This window comes from Marinomonas flavescens, assembly GCF_004352835.1.
Taxonomy (GTDB): Bacteria; Pseudomonadota; Gammaproteobacteria; order Pseudomonadales; family Marinomonadaceae; genus Marinomonas; species Marinomonas flavescens.
On the sequence record NZ_SJSB01000002.1, the window covers coordinates 326,080 to 346,788 of the forward strand.

General features: G+C 42.5%; 17 protein-coding genes. 7 read left to right on the plus strand and 10 right to left on the minus strand.

What is annotated here, in order from left to right; genetic code table 11:
* Positions 1 to 99: 99 nt before the first annotated feature.
* The 6 genes from E0D70_RS03690 to E0D70_RS03720 form a co-directional block, all read right to left on the minus strand.
* Positions 100 to 732: a 2-dehydro-3-deoxy-6-phosphogalactonate aldolase gene (locus tag E0D70_RS03690; RefSeq protein ID WP_133010918.1), complete on the minus strand. Its 633-nt coding sequence runs from the start codon at positions 730 to 732 to the stop codon at positions 100 to 102.
* A gap of 4 nt (positions 733 to 736) precedes the next feature.
* Positions 737 to 1,729 carry a 2-dehydro-3-deoxygalactonokinase gene (locus tag E0D70_RS03695; RefSeq protein ID WP_133010919.1) on the minus strand — a complete coding sequence of 331 codons (993 nt, stop codon included), beginning with the start codon at positions 1,727 to 1,729 and terminating at the stop codon, positions 737 to 739.
* 148 nt (positions 1,730 to 1,877) lie between these two features.
* Entirely contained in the window at positions 1,878 to 3,641 is a 1,764-nt protein-coding gene (locus E0D70_RS03700) for an IlvD/Edd family dehydratase (protein ID WP_420813324.1), read from the minus strand.
* A gap of 229 nt (positions 3,642 to 3,870) precedes the next feature.
* On the minus strand, positions 3,871 to 5,187 hold the full coding sequence (locus E0D70_RS03710; protein ID WP_133010920.1) for a TRAP transporter large permease: 1,317 nt from the start codon (positions 5,185 to 5,187) through the stop codon (positions 3,871 to 3,873).
* The gene (locus E0D70_RS03715; RefSeq protein ID WP_133010921.1) at positions 5,180 to 5,737 is read right to left on the minus strand and encodes a TRAP transporter small permease subunit; all 558 of its coding nucleotides are present in this window, start codon (positions 5,735 to 5,737) and stop codon (positions 5,180 to 5,182) included. Before E0D70_RS03715 ends, E0D70_RS03710 begins: the two co-directional genes overlap by 8 nt.
* A 117-nt stretch (positions 5,738 to 5,854) precedes the next feature.
* Positions 5,855 to 6,871 carry a TRAP transporter substrate-binding protein gene (locus tag E0D70_RS03720; protein ID WP_133010922.1) on the minus strand — a complete coding sequence of 339 codons (1,017 nt, stop codon included), beginning with the start codon at positions 6,869 to 6,871 and terminating at the stop codon, positions 5,855 to 5,857.
* Positions 6,872 to 7,194: 323 nt separating this feature from the next.
* Between E0D70_RS03720 and E0D70_RS03725 the strand changes: the two genes are divergently transcribed.
* From E0D70_RS03725 to E0D70_RS03755, 7 genes are all read left to right on the plus strand, one after another.
* Positions 7,195 to 10,158, plus strand: a complete 2,964-nt coding sequence (locus E0D70_RS03725) for a bifunctional diguanylate cyclase/phosphodiesterase (RefSeq protein ID WP_133010923.1) — start codon at positions 7,195 to 7,197, stop codon at positions 10,156 to 10,158.
* 74 nt (positions 10,159 to 10,232) lie between these two features.
* On the plus strand, positions 10,233 to 12,239 hold the full coding sequence (siaA, locus tag E0D70_RS03730) for a biofilm regulation protein phosphatase SiaA (RefSeq protein ID WP_133010924.1): 2,007 nt from the start codon (positions 10,233 to 10,235) through the stop codon (positions 12,237 to 12,239).
* 3 nt (positions 12,240 to 12,242) lie between these two features.
* Positions 12,243 to 12,779, plus strand: a complete 537-nt coding sequence (gene siaB / locus E0D70_RS03735) for a biofilm regulation protein kinase SiaB (protein ID WP_133010925.1) — start codon at positions 12,243 to 12,245, stop codon at positions 12,777 to 12,779.
* A gap of 7 nt (positions 12,780 to 12,786) precedes the next feature.
* A complete protein-coding gene (siaC, locus tag E0D70_RS03740) occupies positions 12,787 to 13,164 on the plus strand; it encodes a biofilm regulation phosphoprotein SiaC (RefSeq protein WP_133010926.1) in 378 nt (125 codons plus the stop codon).
* Positions 13,161 to 13,943, plus strand: coding sequence for a diguanylate cyclase domain-containing protein (locus E0D70_RS03745; protein WP_133010927.1), 783 nt, complete (start codon positions 13,161 to 13,163; stop codon positions 13,941 to 13,943). The genes siaC and E0D70_RS03745 overlap by 4 nt, the downstream gene beginning before the upstream one ends.
* Before the next feature lie 114 nt (positions 13,944 to 14,057).
* Positions 14,058 to 15,923 carry a DUF294 nucleotidyltransferase-like domain-containing protein gene (locus E0D70_RS03750; protein ID WP_133010928.1) on the plus strand — a complete coding sequence of 622 codons (1,866 nt, stop codon included), beginning with the start codon at positions 14,058 to 14,060 and terminating at the stop codon, positions 15,921 to 15,923.
* Entirely contained in the window at positions 15,923 to 16,600 is a 678-nt protein-coding gene (locus E0D70_RS03755; RefSeq protein WP_133010929.1) for a 3'-5' exonuclease, read from the plus strand. Before E0D70_RS03750 ends, E0D70_RS03755 begins: the two co-directional genes overlap by 1 nt.
* Here the strand turns inward: E0D70_RS03755 and E0D70_RS03760 are convergent.
* The 4 genes from E0D70_RS03760 to E0D70_RS03775 all read right to left on the minus strand — a co-directional run bounded on the left by E0D70_RS03760 (position 16,590) and on the right by E0D70_RS03775 (position 20,378).
* Complete coding sequence (locus E0D70_RS03760) at positions 16,590 to 17,021, minus strand: organic hydroperoxide resistance protein (protein ID WP_133010930.1); 432 nt, start codon at positions 17,019 to 17,021, stop codon at positions 16,590 to 16,592. The two genes, E0D70_RS03755 and E0D70_RS03760, sit on opposite strands and share 11 nt — an antisense overlap.
* A gap of 111 nt (positions 17,022 to 17,132) precedes the next feature.
* Positions 17,133 to 17,567, minus strand: a complete 435-nt coding sequence (locus E0D70_RS03765) for a MarR family winged helix-turn-helix transcriptional regulator (protein WP_133010931.1) — start codon at positions 17,565 to 17,567, stop codon at positions 17,133 to 17,135.
* A 141-nt stretch (positions 17,568 to 17,708) separates the two neighbouring features.
* Positions 17,709 to 18,527, minus strand: a complete 819-nt coding sequence (locus E0D70_RS03770) for a UDP-2,3-diacylglucosamine diphosphatase (RefSeq protein ID WP_133010932.1) — start codon at positions 18,525 to 18,527, stop codon at positions 17,709 to 17,711.
* 78 nt (positions 18,528 to 18,605) lie between these two features.
* On the minus strand, positions 18,606 to 20,378 hold the full coding sequence (locus tag E0D70_RS03775; RefSeq protein ID WP_133010933.1) for a GGDEF domain-containing protein: 1,773 nt from the start codon (positions 20,376 to 20,378) through the stop codon (positions 18,606 to 18,608).
* Positions 20,379 to 20,709: the final 331 nt, after the last annotated feature.

Sequence of the window (20,709 nt, forward strand, 5' to 3'; positions counted from 1 at the left end):
TGTTAAACATAGCCACTAACGACCTTACACCATACTGCTCTGCATAAAAGCCGCTGGCCCATGCTCATTGAAAATCGCTGCTGGCCAATTTAGCGCATATTATGCTTGATATTTTTTCCAAGCCGCCATAAAGGACTCTGCATTGGATTTAGTAACCGCTACCTCTTGTCCTTTTTTATACAAAGCAGACCCTAAACCGAACCCCCTAGCACCTGTGTCCAAATACTCTTTAACATTATTTGGTGTCACACCGCCGACAGGACACAACCAAGCTTGAGCAGGAATCACAGCGCCTAATGCTTTAATAACATTAATACTAGGCAATGCTTCTGCTGGAAAAAGCTTCACCGCATCTGCACCAGCATGCAAAGCAGCGAACGCTTCACTCGCTGTGAAAAAACCTGGCATAGCATACAAACCAGCAACTTTGGCTGCTTTAATCAGCTCTACATCGGTATGTGGACACACCATTAACTTTGCGCCAGTAGCAACAAGCTCAGTCAATTGAGGCATGGTTAAAACGGTACCAGCCCCAATGAGCGCTTGGTCACCAAACGTCTTTTGTAATAAACGAATGCTCGTAAACGCATCGGGTGAATTAAGAGGCACCTCAATTAATCTAAATCCTGCGTCGATTAAGACTTGAGTGTGTGCAACCACTTCACTAGGCTGAATGCCTCGCATAATGGCCACCATTGGAAACTCAATCATTAATTCATTGAAAGATTTCATTCGATCATTCCTCTTCATTGTTTTTACGGATGCAACTTGGCGAATACTGATTAGCCAAGCGCTTTAGACCTCGAATGCTTGCCTCACTCGCTTCTAACGATTGAGTACGGACATTGTGAAAAGACAATGCCATTCGATACCGATGACTTAGATTATCGCTGCCAATAATGAGTACAGTCGTCTCAACAGGGTTCGGCTGTGCCGCTAATATATCCTTTACATCATGCCCAATAACGATGCCTGATAAGTAATCACGCGCCTGATCAGCTGCCAATTCACCACAAACATAATCACTGCGCACACTAAAAAGATGGTGTAACAATCCACCGGTTTGTTGACTCGTAACTAGGCCCTTTTGAAATGCGTCTTGATTTAAAAGCGTATTTTTTGGCAGACCTTTGACCAAACTGGATTCGTTATTCAATCGAGCAAACAGCTCGCCGGAAAAACTCGTCGAAAACTGCATCACTTTACCTTGAGATAAAGGCACCCATTTACAATGAGTTCCAGGCATACAGCACAGCACATTTTGATCTGGTTGGTTTTGTTCCTTTAACCAATCGACCGCACCAAGGAGTTGAGTTTCTTCACCTCGCATGACGTCAAAATGACCACTAATGCCAATACCTTGCAATCCGGGAACAATCGCCACATCGCAGGGTAAATTACTTTCTACCCATCGTAAATTGTCAGCCAAACTGTCCAATTGAATTGGGCAGTTTAGATAAGGCACTTCTTGCCAACCGCCACGACTTCCCACCATACCGGCCATATAAATAGGAACATCAGGATGCAACCAATCTTCCAGTAAATCTCGAAGTACGGGTTCAAACTCATTAACATTAAGCGTTAACATGCCTCGATCACTGATTTTTTGGCCATGAGAAGTGCCATTTTGATCAAGTAAGAAAGCACGTAAATTTGTTGTTCCCCAGTCGACAGCAATGCACAAGGGTACAAAAGAACCAGAGTCTAATATCGGTTTAAGAGTCGTCATTATAAACGCCCTCCAACAATAAGATGGTGTTGCTCTGAAATCATAGCGTCCTGATCAGAATCTAGAAATATTACGAGATCGACCACAGCCTCTGACTCGATATTTTCTTTTAGAGTTTGTTGAAATAGTTTGTTTTTAAGCTTTAGCATTAATGGGATTCTCTGCTCACTTTTGAACCGCTGCTGCCAACGAGAAAATCTAAATCAGCCCCTTCATCTGCTTGCATAACATGATCAATGTACAATTTCGCGTAACCACGATTATATTGACTTTCTTCTGGCTGCCAAGCCGCTTTACGGCGCGCCATTTCTTCATCCGTAATATGCAAATGAAGACCTCGACCTTCCACGTCCAGCGTAATTTCATCTCCATTTTGTACTAATGCCAATGGCCCGCCCATGGTAGATTCTGGCGCCACATGCAATACAACCGTACCAAACGCTGTACCACTCATGCGCGCATCACTAATGCGTACCATATCCGTAATACCTTGTTCCAATAACTTGCTAGGTAAGGCCATATTGCCGACTTCGGGCATGCCTGGGTAACCTTTTGGACCACAACCTTTTAGTACTAAAATGGAGTTTTTATCAACATCCAATTCTGGTGTATCAATACGTGCTTTGTAATCTTCAATATTTTCAAATACAACCGCTTTGCCGGTGTGTTGTAGCAATTCTGGAGTCGCCGCACTTGGTTTAATAATAGCGCCTTGAGGTGATAAATTACCGCGTAACACCGCAATGCCCGCTCGAGCACGCAATGGATTATCAAGAGGACGAATAACTTCTTCATTGAAACATTCTGCGCCTGCGGTGATCTCACCTAAGGTAGCACCGCAAACCGTATTGGCTGACATATCAAACAAATGACTCAAGCGTTGAATCAGCGCTGGAAAACCACCCGCATAATGAAAGTCTTCCATTAAGAAACGACCTGATGGCATTAAATCCACTAAACAAGGGATGTTCGCACCAATGTGATCCCAATCATCTAGTGATAATTTCACACCCAAACGACCCGCTATTGCCAATAAATGCACCACTGCATTAGTAGAGCCACCAATTGCAGCGTTAGCACGAATGGCGTTTTCAAATGCCGCTTTAGTCAGAATATCAGAAGGTTTTAAATCTTCTTTTACCATCTCTACAATACGACCACCGGTTAAATGAGCTAAGGCCTGACGGCGTGCATCTACTGCGGGTAAAGTACCGTTTTCAGGGAGTGACATCCCCAGAGCTTCCACCAAACACGCCATCGTCGATGCGGTTCCCATGGTCATACAGGTACCACGTGAACGAGACATACTGGATTCCGCTCGCATAAATTCGTCTAGGCTCATTTTTCCACCTCGGACGGCTTCGCTAAATTTCCAAACGTCCGTACCGGAACCAATATCTTTACCGCGATATTTACCATTCAGCATAGGGCCAGATGACACGACGATGGTTGGCAAGTCAACAGAACAAGCACCCATTAATTGAGCGGGCGTCGTTTTGTCACACCCTCCTAATAAAACAACACCATCCATACCGTAAGCACGCATTGATTCTTCCACATCCATGCTCATCAGATTACGAAATAACATGGCTGTAGGCTTCATTTGTGTTTCGCCAAGAGACATCACTGGAAACTCAAGCGGCACACCACCAGCTTCCCAAACCCCGCGTTTAACGTATTCAGCTAACTCGCGGAGATGAGCATTACACGGCGTGAGTTCACTCCATGAATTACAAATACCAATAACTGGTCGACCATCAAAACTGTGATCCGGTAATCCTTGGTTTTTCATCCAACTACGGTGGATAAAACCATCTTTATCTAATTTTCCATACCATTGTTGACTACGTAATGGGGCTTTCTCAGGACCTGCCTGACTCTTGTTTTTTTTATCTTTCATGGAATCCGTCATTATATTGTGTCTCCTGAATGTTTACGGCGCGAAGCTGACTAAAATTTGGGATGGCAGCAGCAACACGTTATGACAAGTTGAAAATTCATTTTGAAAGTATGCTGGCGTTAGCTTGTTCGATCATTTGGCTGCCAATATGAACGAGCAACAGCCCCCTAGCGATCTGTGTTGATTCAGACAAAGATCGCTCGTTCAAAAGCCGTGTTGAACGGCATGACTTAATGGCTAGTTATTTCCACCATAAAGCCAGCTGAGGGAAGAAAACGACCAGTGCTAAAACCATAATTTGTAACCCAATAAAGGGCAGCAAAGAGCTGAATATTTCGCCTAGACTGATATCTTTAGGGGCAACTGATTTTAGGTAAAAAGCTGCAGGACCAAACGGTGGTGATAAAAATGACACCTGCATGTTTAAGCAGAAAACCACACCAAACCATACAGGGTCGAGACCTAGATTCATGATGATAGGAACAAAAATTGGCATGGTAAGAAGTGCAACACCAACCCAGTCAAGAAACATGCCTAATACAAAAAGGATCAGCATCATGATGAGAACAGTCCCCATCACACTACCACCACTCATTGATAAAATAGCTGATTCAACGAAGTCGATTCCACCCATTAGGTTGTAAACGCCAACCAATGCTGTTGCACCAATACCAATCCAAATAATCATGCCACAGGTGCTCATGGTCGCCTTGGCACTTTCTTTAAGCATGGAGAAACTCATTTCACCACGAATGACAGTACTGATCATGATACCGACAACACCTAAGGCTGAAGCTTCTGTTACAGAAGCAACACCAAGATAGATGCTTCCTAATACCACAGCGACAGAAAGTATTGGGAAAAATAATGCTTTGAAATAGTTAACATCAGCATCTTCTGCAAGTTCTTCTTCGCTAGGCAGTGGTGCATATTCAGGATGAATACGACTTATGATAAGAACATAAGCAATATAAGATAATGCGAGTAGTAATGCAGGAAGAAAAGATGCTTTAAACAGTTCACCGATCGATACACTGGCGGTTAAGCCATAGATAATCAGCACAATACTTGGTGGTAACATAGTGCCCAAAGCGCCACCTGCACAAGTGGTACCAATCGCGAGTTTACGGTTATAGCCAAGACGCAACATTTGTGGCAACGCAATAATACCGAGTAGCACTGTTTCGCCACCAATTACGCCAGACATAGAAGCGAGTACAATTGCTACCAATAAGGTTTGAACCGCCACGCCACCACGTAGTTTTTTACCGAATACCTTCATCGCGTCAAATAAATCGCGGGCGATACCCGATCGATCGAGTAAGGCGGCCATTAACACAAACATGGGAACGGCTAGGAAAACATAGCCACCTACGAAACTGTACAAACGACTGGTAATAAGTGGTAAGGCACCAACACCAAACCAGCCTACTGCAAAAATCATTGCCACAAGTAATGTTACAAAGGCTAATTGCATACCGGTAAGTAGAAGTAGGATCATGGAACCGAGCATCAATAGGCTGCCGTAGCCTATCCCTATGGAGGATAAATCAAACATTTTTACACTTCCTTAGGCCATTTAGCTCTTGAATAAGATGTAGGAAAAACTGAATAAACATAATGCACATGGTTAGTAAAATAGTACCTTTCACCAATGCCGGAAAAGCTGGATTCCATGCAGAACCAGATCTCTCTAGCTGCAAGTTACCAAGTGGTGAAAACCATGCATCTTGGGCCATGTGATACGATGCCCAGATCAGCAAACTAGTAAAAATAAGTCCGGTAATATGATGAAAGACGTTTAGCCAACGGCGTGCAGTATCAGAAACAAGGTCATAAATTAAAACAACACGAACGTGTTTGTTGGTCGCCATGGCATATATTCCGCCATAGACAAACAAACAACCGCCTAAGAAAGATGCCGTTTCGTGAACCCAAATTGTGGGTGCATTGAATACATAACGCATCAGTACTTCATAGAAAGAAATACCGACGGTAAAAATAAACAACAAACTCAATGCATTTCCTAATTTTATTATAGTGCGATCTAGGGCATTGCGGGGCTGTTCAGATGAGTCTATTTCTGGAGGATGTATTTCGGATTTCATGGCAGTTGTCCAATGGAAATTAGAGACAGAAGTTTTTCTTTTGCGTGACCAAAGCAGGTAATGACTTTTGATTTAAATACAGGAGGTTTCGACCCCCTGTATTTATTAACCAGCAGGTTAAAGTAGGCCGTTCGCTTTTAAGTATGTAGTAATGGAGTCATATACTTTTTGAGCATTCGGAGAGCGTTTAGCAAATACTTCCCATTGAGTGCGAGCAATAGTTCTGAATTTTTTGCGTTCTGCCGTAGACCAATTGTGGATAGTAATCTTGGGGTTAGCTTCGGCGATTTTCACTGCAGCTTGGTCAGCCATGTGTAACTGAGTGATATTATCTTGTGCAAAATCACGAACAGATACGGTTAGGATTGCTTGAATATCCGCTGGTAATTTGTCCCATTTTTTCTTACTCATAGACACATCGATCAATGGCAAAGAGTGGAAGCCAGGATAAACAGGATTCGGAGCAATATCATTCAAACCATCTTTTTGGTTGGTTGAAAATACTGTGTAATCAGCGGCATCGATAACGCCTTTGCTTAATCCAGTAAAGACTTCTGAGCCAGGTAGGTTAACCGGTGCAGCACCAGCCGCAGCGAAAACTTGCTGTACTAGGCCTTCAGGGGCGCGAATTTTCAACCCTTTTAAATCGGCTACACTGTCTAAAGGAACGCGAGAGACTAGTGCTTCAACGCCGGTAGTAGAGCCACCAATGAATTTCACGCCGTAAGGGGCATAAAGCTCATTCATTAACTGATAACCGCCACCGTAATTGATATATTGCATCAATTGTTCTGCGTCTGACCACGCTCCTACGGTGTTGCCAATCAAGCCAAACGCAGGATCTTTACCGGAAAAATAACTAGTGTCAGTAATTTGCCCATCCAAAATGCCCATTTTGATGCCATCAAGCGTTTCTGTATGCTTGAATACACTGCCAACGGGAAGTAGATCAATATGAACACGACCACCTGTCATAACTTCTACACGCTTTGTCCATTCTTTTTGTATCTGAAAGTTCTTATCACCTGATGGGTCAGATGATTGAAATTTGTAATTGAATTCAGCCGCGAATGCGGATGTAGACAGAATGCCTGCAAGGGTCGCGGTGATTAGTGTAGTCGTGAATTTGCTCATAATATCTCTTCCTGATGATTATTTTTGTTAGGAAAATGGCTTTAATATACTGGTACTTGTTACCGGTAAATTAGAACTTTATGATACCGGTAACTTTAAAATTTGGTCAAGTAAGATTTTATTTATTTTTTAATTTATTGATATCTAAGGAAATCATTCATTTCAAATAAGAGGGATTACTCTTAAAATAACCTGTTCTAATTTGTCTACTTCTATAAACGACTTTATATCGATTAATAACTATGTGTGTAGTAGGATGCAATTTTAAGCTCTATTTGAGGTCCAATACGTTTATGAATTCACCACAAGTTGGCTTGTAACAAATGTATCGAACATTTTCTAAGCTATTATTAGCGCGACCTAAACAAGCTGGTATTATTGCTTTCATTTTGGCGCTGCTGGTATTTAGTTCTGTTGCTGCAGAAATGCTACTAAAGCAAAAACACGCCAATCAATCTATTGCTTTGTCTCTTGCACAAAGTCACGCGTCATTATTGCAAACGGCCATTGATAAAAGTCTGTCGGCCAATTACGCCCTTTCCGCAATGCTGATTGAAGAGAAAGGAAAAACCCATTGGTTCCCTTCTTTTGCCGCTGCTTTACAAAAAGTGTACCCAGGAATTTCCAGTTTCGCGCTCTCTCCAAATGGCGTTGTCCAGCAAGTATTCCCATTAGAAGGAAATGAACAGTCATTAGGTTTTGATCAATTTTCAGATACTAAGCAAGGTATTGATACGCTAAAAGCGAAAATGACTGATAAGCTCACCCTGTCAGGACCTTTAGATTTAGTTCAAGGTGGGAGAGGGGTCGTTGGACGTTTACCTGTATATGTAACCGATAATGATGGAGGTCAGCCTGCTTTTTGGGGATTCACTAACATCATTATTCGTCTCAGTTCTTTATTAGAGTCTGTTCGTTTTAGTGATCTAGAAACGAATAATTTTGATTATCAACTTGTTAAGCTAAATGTATCTCAAGAGCCTTCGCTCATTATTGCTTCAAATACTAGCGCTATGACGGACAGCGTTAGTGTCACTATTGATGTCGCTAACGCTCAATGGCGTTTGATGCTTTCCCCAAAAGAAGGGTGGCTGCCTATATGGCGTATTGTTAGTGAATTCTTCATTATTTTGCTAGCCAGTATCCTTTTGGGTCGGTGGGTGTATTTAGCTCTAAAAATGCGTGAGGGAAAAGCTGAGCTCGAAATATTAGTCGAACGACGTACCGCTCAATTAAGCAGCTCTATTTTGCGTATGAAAGCAATTTTGGCTGCCATTCCTGATTCATTTTATGAAGCAGATGATGAGGGCGTTGTAGCCGATTATCATTCACCAAGAATGGACGAGTGGCATAGCAGGCCAGACTGGCCGATTGGCAAGCATTATACGGAATTGCTCCCTAAAGAGTCTGTGGCGATTTTTACTAAAGCGATGTCAGAAGCTAAAGAGCATGGGCAGTCCAATGGTTATGAGTACTTTTATGACTTTGGAAATGAACGTCGTTGGTTTGATATTTCTACTACGCACTCTTCTGATCTTGATGGCACAAATGGTTTTTATATTCTTTTGTCTCGTGAAATAACTCACCGTAAAACGGTTGAGTCAGAGCTACGCATCGCGGCTACGGCATTTCAGACGCAAGACGGTATTTTAATAACGGACCACAATAATAAAATCATTCGAGTGAATGCGGCATTTGAAACCATCACCGGATACAAAGAGTCTGAAGTGAAAGGACAGGCTCCCAGTATTATTAATTCCGGTCGTCACTCAAAATCTTTTTATCAAGAAATGTATCAGCGCCTTAATAAAAGTGGGAGCTGGGAAGGTGAAGTTTGGAACCGTCGTAAAAATGGTGAGATATTCCCTGAGTGGTTAAGCATTTCTGTCGTGAAAGATGACAACAGCGAACTGACCCATTATGTGGCGACTTTTAAAGACATTTCTGAAACTAAAGCGAATGAGCGCCGCATTAATCAGCTTAATTATTACGATAGCCTAACGCGTTTACCTAATCGTCGGATGATCACTGAAGATATAGAGAATCTGCTTGAAAATACCGACCTGAAACATCGTCGCAGTGCCATATTATTTATTGATTTAGATCATTTTAAAGATATTAATGATTTAAAAGGCCATCATTTAGGCGATATCTTACTTCAGCAGGTCGCGTCTCGCTTAATGGATTCCACCCGATCTGGTGATTTAGTTGCTCGCTTTAGTGGTGATGAGTTTGTTGTGCTACTTGAAGACGTTGATGTTTCTTTAAACCCCGACCGTATTGCGTACCGTGCAAAACATGTGGCGAATAAGATCATGACAACACTGGCGCAGCCTTTCGAGTTAGAAGGACAGTGTTGTTCCATCACGGCGAGCATTGGTATCTCAATCTTCGGGCAAGACTCAATAAGCAGTAGTGAAATTATTAAGCAATCAGAAATGGCGATGTACGAAGCCAAAGGTCATGGTCGAAATGAAGTGTGTTTTTATGCGCCTCAAATGCATAAGAAAATTCTTGAACGAGTCACCTTAGATAATAGCTTTAGAGAGGCTTTACAGCGAGACGAGTTTGTTTTGCACTATCAGCCGCAGTGGAACGGCAAACAAGAAATGGTTGGTGTCGAAGCACTGGTACGTTGGCTTCATCCTGAAAAGGGCATGGTGGCTCCGGGCGTCTTTATTCCTTTTGCTGAAGAGTCCAAGCTCATTTTGCCGTTAGGACGTTGGGTTATGCGTACGGCGATGGCGCAGCTTACCACATGGCAAAAAGAGCCTAAGTATCGTCATTTTATTATGTCGATTAACGTCAGTGTTCTGCAATTCAGTCACGCTGACTTTGTCTCTGAAGTAGAAGATGCTTTGTCTCAAACGGGTGCAAATCCTGCGTTGATACAGTTGGAATTAACAGAAAGTATGTTGGTTCGAGATCAATTAGATATTATCCAAAAAATGCAGTCACTGAAAAAATTAGGTGTACTTATTTCCTTGGATGACTTTGGTACTGGTTATTCTTCTCTATCTTATCTACAGCAGTTACCAATCGACCAATTGAAAATAGACCAATCATTTACTCGTGCTATTGAAGAAAGTGACAAGCAAGCATCATTAGCGGCGTCGATCATCGGGCTAGGTCATAATTTGGGCATGGAAGTAATCGCGGAAGGCGTAGAAACGCAAGAACAATTTGATTGGTTAAAAGCCCATAACTGCGATCTTTATCAAGGTTTTTTACTTGGCCGGCCTCAGCCGAGTGAGGACTTTTCCATAGAGAAACAGTCGGATAGTTAACCTTTACATTTGCTTCAATAGAGTTACTAAATGGGCATTTTAGTATCGTTATTGTTTCTTAGGATGTTTTACTTATGGTCAGCTGGGGATTACGTAGCAAATCACTGTTTGCATTAATAATAACGTGTATTTTGGCCCTGATGTTTGCAGCTATAATGAGTTGGGCGCTGCTTAAAGAAGGTAAAATATATTCTGCTAAAAACTACGCAAAAAGTTTTACTGAATTAAATTACCAAAAGATTTTAACTCCCATCTCTCGTGAGTTGGCATTGGCGGAGCGTTTTGCTGGTACCTCTACGGTAAAAGAATGGATGGAAGATCCTTCAAACATTACCAAACAAGCGGCTTTTACAGAAGATGTCGAGGGCTTTTTAAGCTCGTTTCAAGATCATTCATTGTTCTTTGTAACGGACGCGACCAAAGACTACTATTTTTCAGATGAAAATAACCCCTTTAGTATGACACCAAAATACCGACTGTCGCACAGTGCCCCCCGAGATGATTGGTATTTTCAGACACGTCAACAGCCTTCGCTATTTAATATTAATGTCGATGAAGACGAGCATTTAAAACTCACAAAAATTTGGATCAACTATATTGTCAAAAATCATGGTGTATTTGTTGGGTTAGTAGGTACTGGTTTTAGCCTAGATCACTTTCTAGACAAATTTACCACAGCCCCTGTCGCCGGTGTTCAGCCTTTTATTATCAATGCTGATGGAGGGATTGAGGCTCATCAAGATAAGAACTTGATCGCTTTTGATACCTTGGATGGTAATTATGGTGCTCGCTCAATTTTTGCATTATTAGACAACGATGAATCAAAGCAAAGCGTAAAACAGGCAATGCTGAAAGCGAAAAAAGGTGGGGAAAAAGTTATCTCTGTGATGGTTGAGCAGAATGGTTCAACTCAGCTTATGTCGTTTATGTATTTTCCATTGCTAAATTGGTTCGTGGTAACCAATGTGAATCTAAATGATGTAAATCTGATTAATATGAATATGCTGTTGCCAGCAGTCGGTATTTTTGTTTTCGTATTAGTTTTGTTGATCACTGTTTTTGGTTTTGCAGTAGAGCGATTAGTCATTGCTCCCGTTCGTCGTTTGCAATTGTCCGCAAAAGCGATAGAAAGTGGTTCCTATAATGTCACTTTACCTGTGGTGGGAAATGACGAAATTGGCGAGTTAAGTAAAACGTTCAATAACATGGCGGCTCAGGTTAGAAATCATACTGAAGATCTTGAGCGTAAAGTAAAAGAACGAACGGCTGAGCTAGAAGAAACTCATCAAGAAGTAGCCGATGCTCATCGCAAGATAGGTGCTTCGATTGATTATGCGAGTTTGATTCAGAAAGCTATTTTACCTGATCGCCAGATGAAACAATTTTTAGGTGATCACCACAGCATAGTGTGGCGTCCTAGAGACGTTGTTGGTGGTGACTTCTATGTTTTTCAAAACACCGATGAAGGGTGTTTGTTAGGCATTGTAGATTGTGCTGGACATGGCGTTCCGGGAGCATTAATGACCATGCTTTTGCGTGCTGCTATTGATCACGCGACTATGGAGGTTGGTATTCAAGACCCTGCCGCTCTGCTACGCTCTATTGATAGCACTTTACGATCAATGCTGAATGAAGATGTGAGCGGTGACCGAGTCGCCACAAATGCCGATGTTGGTCTAGTTTATATTAGTAAAGACAATCAAACGATGCGATTTGCTGGGGCAAAAATTGGCTTGTATGCGAGTAATGGCAAAGAGATTATTCAGTACAAACCTTCAAGACGAGCGCTTGGTGATAGGCGTTTAGGTGAATACGAAAATATTGATTTACCCGTATCTGGTTGGACTTATTACATGACAACCGATGGTTTCTTGGACCAAGCTGGTGGAGAGAAAAAATTTGGTTTCGGTAATCGTCGTTTTGAATCCTTATTACAAGATGCAGCAGGGCTAACCTTAAGCGCACAGGCTTCAGCATTTGTTGAAGCATTAAATGAATACATGGGTGATCAACCACAGCGCGATGATATTACTTTATTGTCATTTCGTTTTGGTAAAGAATTAGCCAATCGTGAGGGATAAACTATGCCAACGCCGGACCTTTATGGTTTAAGAGAGCGCTTCGAAAAAGATAAAATATTACTGTGTTTTAATGGCCCTATATCGAGAAGTTTAATTGAAGAAATCGGTAATGCGCTGAAAAATTATTTACAGTCTGAGAAGCTGCCACCGGCATCCGCCTTGGATGTTTTTGCGGCCTATATTGAGCTCACTCAAAATATTCGACATTATGCGGCGCAGTCACAACTCGAAGGGGCTCAAACGGCGACCGTCATCGTTAGCCACAATAATGACTGTTATAGTGTTGCTGCAGGGAACACGGTTCGATTAGAGGATGGTGTAGCGTTACAAAAACGAATTGAATCGTTTGCCAAAATGGACAAAGTCGAATTAAAAGCGGCGTATAAAACTCAACTACGACAACCTCGTGACCTACAGGCGGTGACTGGAGCAGGGCTCGGCTTAATTGACATGGCGCGTAAATCTACAAAACCGATGGAAGCCACATTAAAGCCGATCGACGATGAAACAGCCTACTTCAGCCTAAGTGTACAAATCTGAGAAATATATGAACGAATTATTGATTGAAAGTACTCAGTCTTCTCCAGCGATCCGAGGTGATTGGGAGAAAGGCACTCTTTATATGGATGGAGATTCATACCCAGAGAACTCCTACGAATTGTATGCCGATGTAGTGGCTTGGGTTAGTCGTTTTCTAAAAGAAACGTCAGCGCCTTTAACGCTAGAACTGACGCTGTTTTACCTCAATACCAGTAGTATCAAAGTCATGATGGATATTTTTGATGAGATGGAAGAAGCCTTCCAGACTGGTCGTCAAGTCGCTATTAATTGGCTCTATGATGAAGAGAATGAGCGAGTTGCAGAACTCGCTGAAGAATTTAAAGAAGACTGTACTTTCCCCTTTAATATTATAGGACGGTCATGAAAATAGATTTCTCGGCATTAGAAGACGACGTAAAAGCTATCCTGGAAAATTCAGAATACGACAGTCATCCTGCTCGTGAAGCGTTAAGTCGCTTATGGGAAATGAATCTGAATCAATGGAATCGAGTCGAGCGCATCACACGCTTATCAGACTCCTATCAAGATATGATGATGCAGCGGGAAAAGAGCATTAGTGCCCGCTATGACAAGCATTTACGTCAGCTTGAGAAAATCACACGGATCTCAGACCATTATCAAAAAATTCTAAAGCAGATGAACAGTGAGCTGGAACAAGCGGCACTGGTTGATCCTTTAACTGAGCTGCCGAATCGACGTATGATGATGAAGCGTTTAACTCATGAATTTGAGCGTAACGACCATCAGAAAAGTTGCAGTGTTGCCATGATCGATGTGGATAACTTTAAGCTAGTTAATGATCAATTTGGCCACCAAATTGGTGATAATGTGCTTATGGCTTTGGGTAAACTAATGACCGAAGTATTGGCGGACAATGGTTATATTGGTCGCTGGGGCGGAGAAGAGTTTTTAGTGATATTTACAGGGAAAAACCAGCAAGAAGCACAAACCTTGATGGAAGAAATGCGTGTGGCAGTGACGTATTTAGCACTCTCTTTTGAAAATAAAGCATTAACAGTGAGTGTGAGTATTGGCATCAGTCAATACCGAGACGGAGACAATATCGACGCCTTGCTGACGCGTGCTGATAACGCGCTTTATACGGCTAAATCAAAAGGACGCAACCAAATCACAATAGATTGAGAGACGCTAATATTAGTTTCTTTGTAAACGTCTAGACATTAGTCTAAGTGCCATTCAATTGTTACTGGAAAAAGCGCATTATGTGGTTAACTCGATACCAAGAGCAAAACGATAATGGCAGCCATTGACGTTCCAGAAGTACAAAAGTTCATCGCAAACACCCCTCCTTTTTCCAATCTTTCTCACGCTCAAATAACAACCTTGCTGACAGGCATGAGCTTGTCTTATGTGCGCCAAGGGCAAAAATTAGTTCTTATAGACGAATCCGCGACGGTTCATTTAATTCGTCGTGGTGCTTGTGAGATACGCACGCCTAAAGGCGCTTTAGTCGATCAAATTGCGGATGGAGAATGCTTTGGTGTATTGACTGTGTTGGCACAAAATCCAGACGGTCTGGAAGTGATTGCGATGGAAGACAGCTTGGTATATCGCTTTGATAAACAAGCCTTTTGTAAGGTGCTTGAACAGAGCGAGTCGTTAGCGTTATTTTTCAAACATACGCGCCAACATCGATCCCGTAAATTATCCCGCAGCCAATCCGCAGATTTGAATACCCCAGTACTTCAGCTGTCTACACCGATAGAGCAGATAATGACTCGTCAGCTCGTTCAAGCAACCTTGGATGAAACGGTGCAAGTGGCCGCGGCTAGAATGACGGAAGCGAGAGTAAGCTCTATTCTCATTATTGAAGATAAGCATTTAGTGGGTATCGTAACGGATCGAGATCTTCGTTCCCGAGTATTGGCGTTAGGTATGAGTGCAGAGGTAACGCTTGCTAATATTATGACGGGTGATCCCGCGACTCTAGAACCAACGGCGTTAGTGATGGAGGCTCAAACATTGATGAGCGAGCATAATATACATCACCTACCTATCGTGTCTGCTGAGGGTGTTCCTGTTGGTATGATGACGGCGGCTGATTTATTGCGTCATCAAGAGCTCAGTCCGATTCTTTTGATTAATCAAATTCACCGACAATTAACCGTAGAGAGTTTGGCTCGTGTTTGCCAGCAGTGGCCTACCTTAATTGTAAATTTGATCCTAACGGATATGAAACCAGCAGATATTGGCAAAGTGCTGGCCGCCGTCAGTGATAACTTAACACAACGACTTATTGAACTTGCCATTAATGAGTTGGGTGAGCCACCCATGGCATTTCAGTTTTTGGTCTTTGGTTCACAGGCAAGAAGTGACCAATCCCTAGGCAGTGATCAAGATAATGGTTTGATGCTATCAAGAGCACCTACTGAAGTAGAAGGTGCATACTTCTCCGCCTTAGCTCGCTTTGTTTGTGATGGGTTAGGAGACTGTGGTATTCGTTTGTGCCCTGGCGATATTATGGCGAGCAACCCAAAGTGGCGAATGACGCGATCACAATGGCAACAAGTCTTTTCGAAATGGATCTCGAGTTCGACACCAGAAGCCCTTTTAAAAGCGAGTATTTTTTTTGATGTGCGCTGTGTTTATGGCGATGAAGAGTCTGTTGTAACACTGCTCAAAAGTATGCAGACAGAAGTAGCAAATCATAGTTTGTTTTTGGCAACATTAACGCGCAGTGCCTTGGCATCGAAACCGCCATTGGGCTTTTTCCGACATTTTTTACTAGAGTCGTCGGGTGAACATAAGCATCAATTAGACTTAAAGCATCAGGGGTTAGCGCTGATCAACGACATTGCTCGTTTGTATGGATTGGCTTGTGATAGGTATCGAGTGGGAACGATTGAGCGTTTAGAACAGGCGATTTATGAAAAACGCATTAGTTCGGATACCGCACGTAATTTGATGGATGCCTGGCATGAGTTGAATGCGCTGCGATTAGAAGCACAACGCCGGCACTGGCAATCATCAGGTAAGGCCAGCGCTTACCTTGACCCTAGTCTTTTAAGTCCGTTAGAACGGACACATTTGAAAGCAACATTTGCCATTATTAAAGACGCACAAGAGGTTGCTTTGCAGCACTTTGCTGGCGGTTACGCTTAGTGTTAACGTCTCTTTTTAATAGGTTCAAAGCATGGCGACTTCATAAGTCGAGTGAAAAGCGGCCATGGCAAGAATGGGACTATTTGGTGCTAGACATTGAAACGAGTGGGTTGGACCCTAAGCATGATCATATTGTGAGTGTTGGCTGGGTATTGATTCAAAATGGGCAGATTCAACTGGATACCGCGCGGCACCTATTGCTAGATGGTGCTCAAGTAGAAGACAGTATAGGTATTCATCTAATAACAGATGGTGATGTAGCGGATCATGGGCGTCGTGAAGAAGGTGTCATTCGTTATCTTAGGCAATTGCTTCGCGATAAAGTATTAGTAATGCACCATTCCCCCTTAGAGCTCGGCTTTTTAAAAGCATGGTGGCAGCAGCTAAAACAACCACCACTGTCGGTGAGTTGGCTAGATACATTGGCAATCGAAAGAACAAAATCAACTCGTAACGATCAGCCAATTCAAGAGGGAGGGTTTCGTCTAGCGCCTTGTAGAGCACGCTATGGGTTGCCTGATTACCAAGGGCATGACGCGTTAACCGATGCCTTAGCCACAGCAGAGCTGTTACTGGCGCAAGTGGCTTATCAAGGCAAAGGTTGCCGCCTACATGACTTATTAGAGATAGGCGGAGGTCATGTGACCTTTACGTCAAAACAAAAGTTTAAACGTTGACGCTCAGTGTAACGGCGATATTGTTACGAGTCGCATTTGAATATGGGCAAACTTGATGCGCATCATCCACTAATTTTTCTGCAAGCGTTTTGTCCAATCCCGGTATGTTAACCACTAGGTTTGCAGCAATACCAAAACCATGTTCAATTGGCCCAATGCTAACAGACGCATCAATACTGGTTTCTGTTGGTAACGTGACTTTTTGTTGTGATGCAACCAATTGCAGCGCACCAATAAAGCAAGCCGAGTAACCCGCGGCAAACAGTTGTTCAGGGTTGGTGCCTTCACCACCGGCGCCACCAAGTGCTTTTGGGGTGCTCAGTTTAACATTGAGAGCGCCATCATCGGAGCGTGATTCTCCCGTACGTCCACCTTTTGATGTTGCGTGTGCGGTGTAAAGAACCTCATTTAATGTTGTCATTGCTGTCTCCTAATGTTGAAATTTAAAATAAAATAGCTAGCTATTAAATAGTGCGCTATTTGATAGCTAAAAAATAAGAACTTAGTTACAAGGCACTCTTCTATAATCGTCTTAAGAGTGTGTAAGTAAGCTCTGTCGAAGTGCTTCTATTGCTACTTTGGTATTCGATAGCTCATCCAACGAAAGATCCACAGCACAAACTGCCTGTTGAATGATGCCTTCTACTTTGGTTTCTAAGGCTTCACCTTGCTCGGTTAGCTCGATGATGACATGACGTTCATCCTCTTGAGCGCGGTGCCTTGTGACAAAGCCGGCCACCTCCATTCTTTTCAGTAACGGGGTGAGGGTGGCTGAGTCTAAATAGAGCTGTTCTCCAATGGTTGATACGGAGCAGGATCTATGTTGCCAAAGTACAATTAAAACCAGGTATTGTGGGTAAGTGATGCCTAAAGGCTTGAGTAATTTCCGGTACAACTTATTCATCGCCAACGACGTTGAATACAAGGAAAAACACAAAAGCTCATTTAACTTTGGAGCGCCTGTCATGGCGGACTTACCTCTAAACTCTGGATTCGTTTATAGTAGATAGCGCGCTATTTAATAGCAATACCTTCTATTCCGCTTCCTTGCTTTTTGACGCCTTGATCCTATTTTAGTGTTCTTTTGACTCCAAATTTGAGCATTTTGTTACGTCGCCTTTGATGGAGTTGGCGAGCCATTAGGTGTAAACCCCCAATTGTCATTTAGTGGTTCTGTAGCAAGATGTCTGGGCTGCTCTGACCAATGAATAAGATTGAGTTGCCCGCTTGGTGCTTCGGTTAATGCGGTGCAATGCTCAACCCAATCGCCATCATTGCAATACAACACATCGTCTTTGATGCGAAATGATGCGTAGTGAATATGCCCACAGATATAGCCATCGACCTGATGATTTTTAGCCGATTTCAGCGCAGCGGTTTCAAAACGCTCGATAAACTCTTTTGCCTTGTTAATATGTGTTTTTAGATAACCAGCCAGCGACCAATAGGGCAAACCGAATAAGCGGCGTACGCCATTAATCCATTGATTCAGAGAAAGCATAAGGCCATGGGCGCGGTCGCCAATGGCTAACATAAGAGGGCTTATTTTTATCATTTGGTCGAATTCATCACCGTGGCTCACATAAAAGGTACGTCCATCTGAGGTGGTGTGTCTGGCATTCAGACGGATATCTATGCCTGATAGTGTTTGTCCCGCGAATTGTCGAAAGAAGGCGTCATGGTTCCCAGGAATATAAATCACCTTAGTGCCAGTGCGAGCCATGTCGAGTACTTGTTCAATAATCCGTGTATGGGTATCGACAAAATGCGCGCGGTTTTTCATCTCTTGTAAATCGATAATGTCGCCAACCAAATACAGGGTTTCCGTCGTGATTTTTTGTAAAAAATCTAGCAAATGATCCGCTTGGCACGCTTTAGTGCCTAAGTGGACATCTGAAATAAAGACCGAACGAAAAGTGGTTTGCATAACAGCTTCCTTTAAACGATTTAGTCTTAGAGTAGGGAGGCTTTATGACAAATTCATGAGCGCCATATGACAGTTTTGTCACACCGCGCACATTGGTTCGCAATAGGTGTTTTGATAAGGTTGAATATAAAGGGCATTTCCGCCTTTTTGTTTGGCTGATTTTTTTGCTTGGGCGGCCAGTTCTGCAACAAGATGATGGTTGTCACACTCTTCTGGGTTCGGGTTTACTACGCCAATGGCTAAGCTTAAAATCGGATGAAATAGCGTATTACCTTGGCGATCCTGAGTCCAAACACCGCCTTCTTGTAAGGTCTCTTGGGTGTAGAAATGACGCACCTCTAGGGCAAACTTATCTAAGATGGCGCGGCATTGATGCTCCCAATTTTGCGAGCGGAAAATAGCGACAAAATCGTCTCCACCAATATGGCCTATAAAATTACCCTCGGGGCTGACCAGTTCTTTGATTAGATTCCCCACGAGTTGGATCACCGCATCGCCTTTTGCGTAGCCAAAATAGTCATTGAAGGGTTTGAAATCGTTGAGATCGAAATAGGCCACGTGAAAATCTTCTTTAGCGGCCAATCGCAAACTGACTTCTTTATGAATTGGAACATTCCCGGGCAACAAAGTTAACGGATTTGAATAGGTCGCATTCTGTATTTTTAATTCGGTAATGCGCTTTAGTAAGTCACGTAAATGCCCAGTACCTATAAATTTTCCTTCTTGAACAATGATGATTTCATTGTTCAATGCATCCGCTTCTTGATTGGTTACTAGTGCCGACACACTTGATAAGCTGGCCGTGCTCTCAACGATTAATATGTCGTCACTGAGTAATAGCGTTGCGGGCTTATGCTCGTATAAAGATCGTCCATAGGTGGTCGAGAAAAGCTCATGGAGCTGGTGTCGACGAATGACACCAATCGGTTTTTCATTCTTGAGTATGGGAACCGCAAATAAAGTCGGGTAGTCAGTAAAAAGTTGTGACACCAAATTTAAAGGGCTATTGGCTAATGCGGCTGGTGTTGTACGACATAATGTTTGTACTGTTTCGGCGTGATCGATGTTAAATGTTGAACGCCGTTGGGCCTGTTTTTGTAAATAAAGATGAGTGTTTGGAATCGGGTTCTCTGTTGGTCTGCCTAGGAAAAAACCCTGACCAAGAGTGACTCCCATTTCAATAAGTTGGTCTAGTTCTTGTTGTGTTTCTATGCCTTCTGCGATCAACTTACAGTCAAGACGCTGTGAAATTGTGATGATGGAGCGAACAAACTCACGCTTGATGTCGTCTTTATCAATATCATGAATAAAGTGTTTGTCGATTTTAACAATATCAGGTTGTAATTCTGACCAGAGTCTTAGTCCCGAATAGCCGACTCCCAAATCATCAATAGCAACTTGGAAGCCCATTTTTCGATAATGCTCGACACTGGTTCTAGATAAACCATTATGATCGTAGGGGTGTTGCTCAGAGAGCTCGATAATAATGTCTTTCTGGTCTAAACCGAGATCATTAAGAATGGATAATGTCATGCCTTTTTGGTGGTAAGGAGAGCTTAGTAAAGAAGCGCTAACGTTTAAAAAAAGGCGACCCGGTAGGGAAAGTTTTGCGTAGCGAGTTAAAGCTCGTTCACGGCAAAGTAGCTCAAGCTCATGAAGGCGGTTTTCTTCTGTGGCTAAAGAAAAAAGCGCATCAGGTGAATAAAGCGGTGTGTTTTTTGGACCACGAGAAAGGGCTTCATGGCCGTAGACTTTACCAGAGGTTAAATCAAATATAGGCTGAAAAACCGGCGTGATTAAACTATGACTAAGAATGTTATTCAGTAAGACATTTTTTTCAATCGGGCTCATACTCTCTCAAATACTTATATGACGGTATTAAAATGCAAGTTTATGTCAAATTTGTGACCGTTTAATGACCGAGCGAAATAGGTAAAAAAGAAAGGATTGTTTTATTCTTGGTTAATGATTACGAATCAAAATACATTAGAGAGAATAGCTCAAAAGGAATGTCTGAAAGGTTAAAAAAGAGGGTGTTAAAAATGTTTATTGAAAGGTATGCCTAAATTCAGATAATAAGTGCGACACTGCTAATCAGGTGTAGAAGAAGCCAACTGCTGAAGTTGGTATGATTCTTCTTACCACAGAACAAAGCAGTACCAACATGAATTATCAGCAGTTG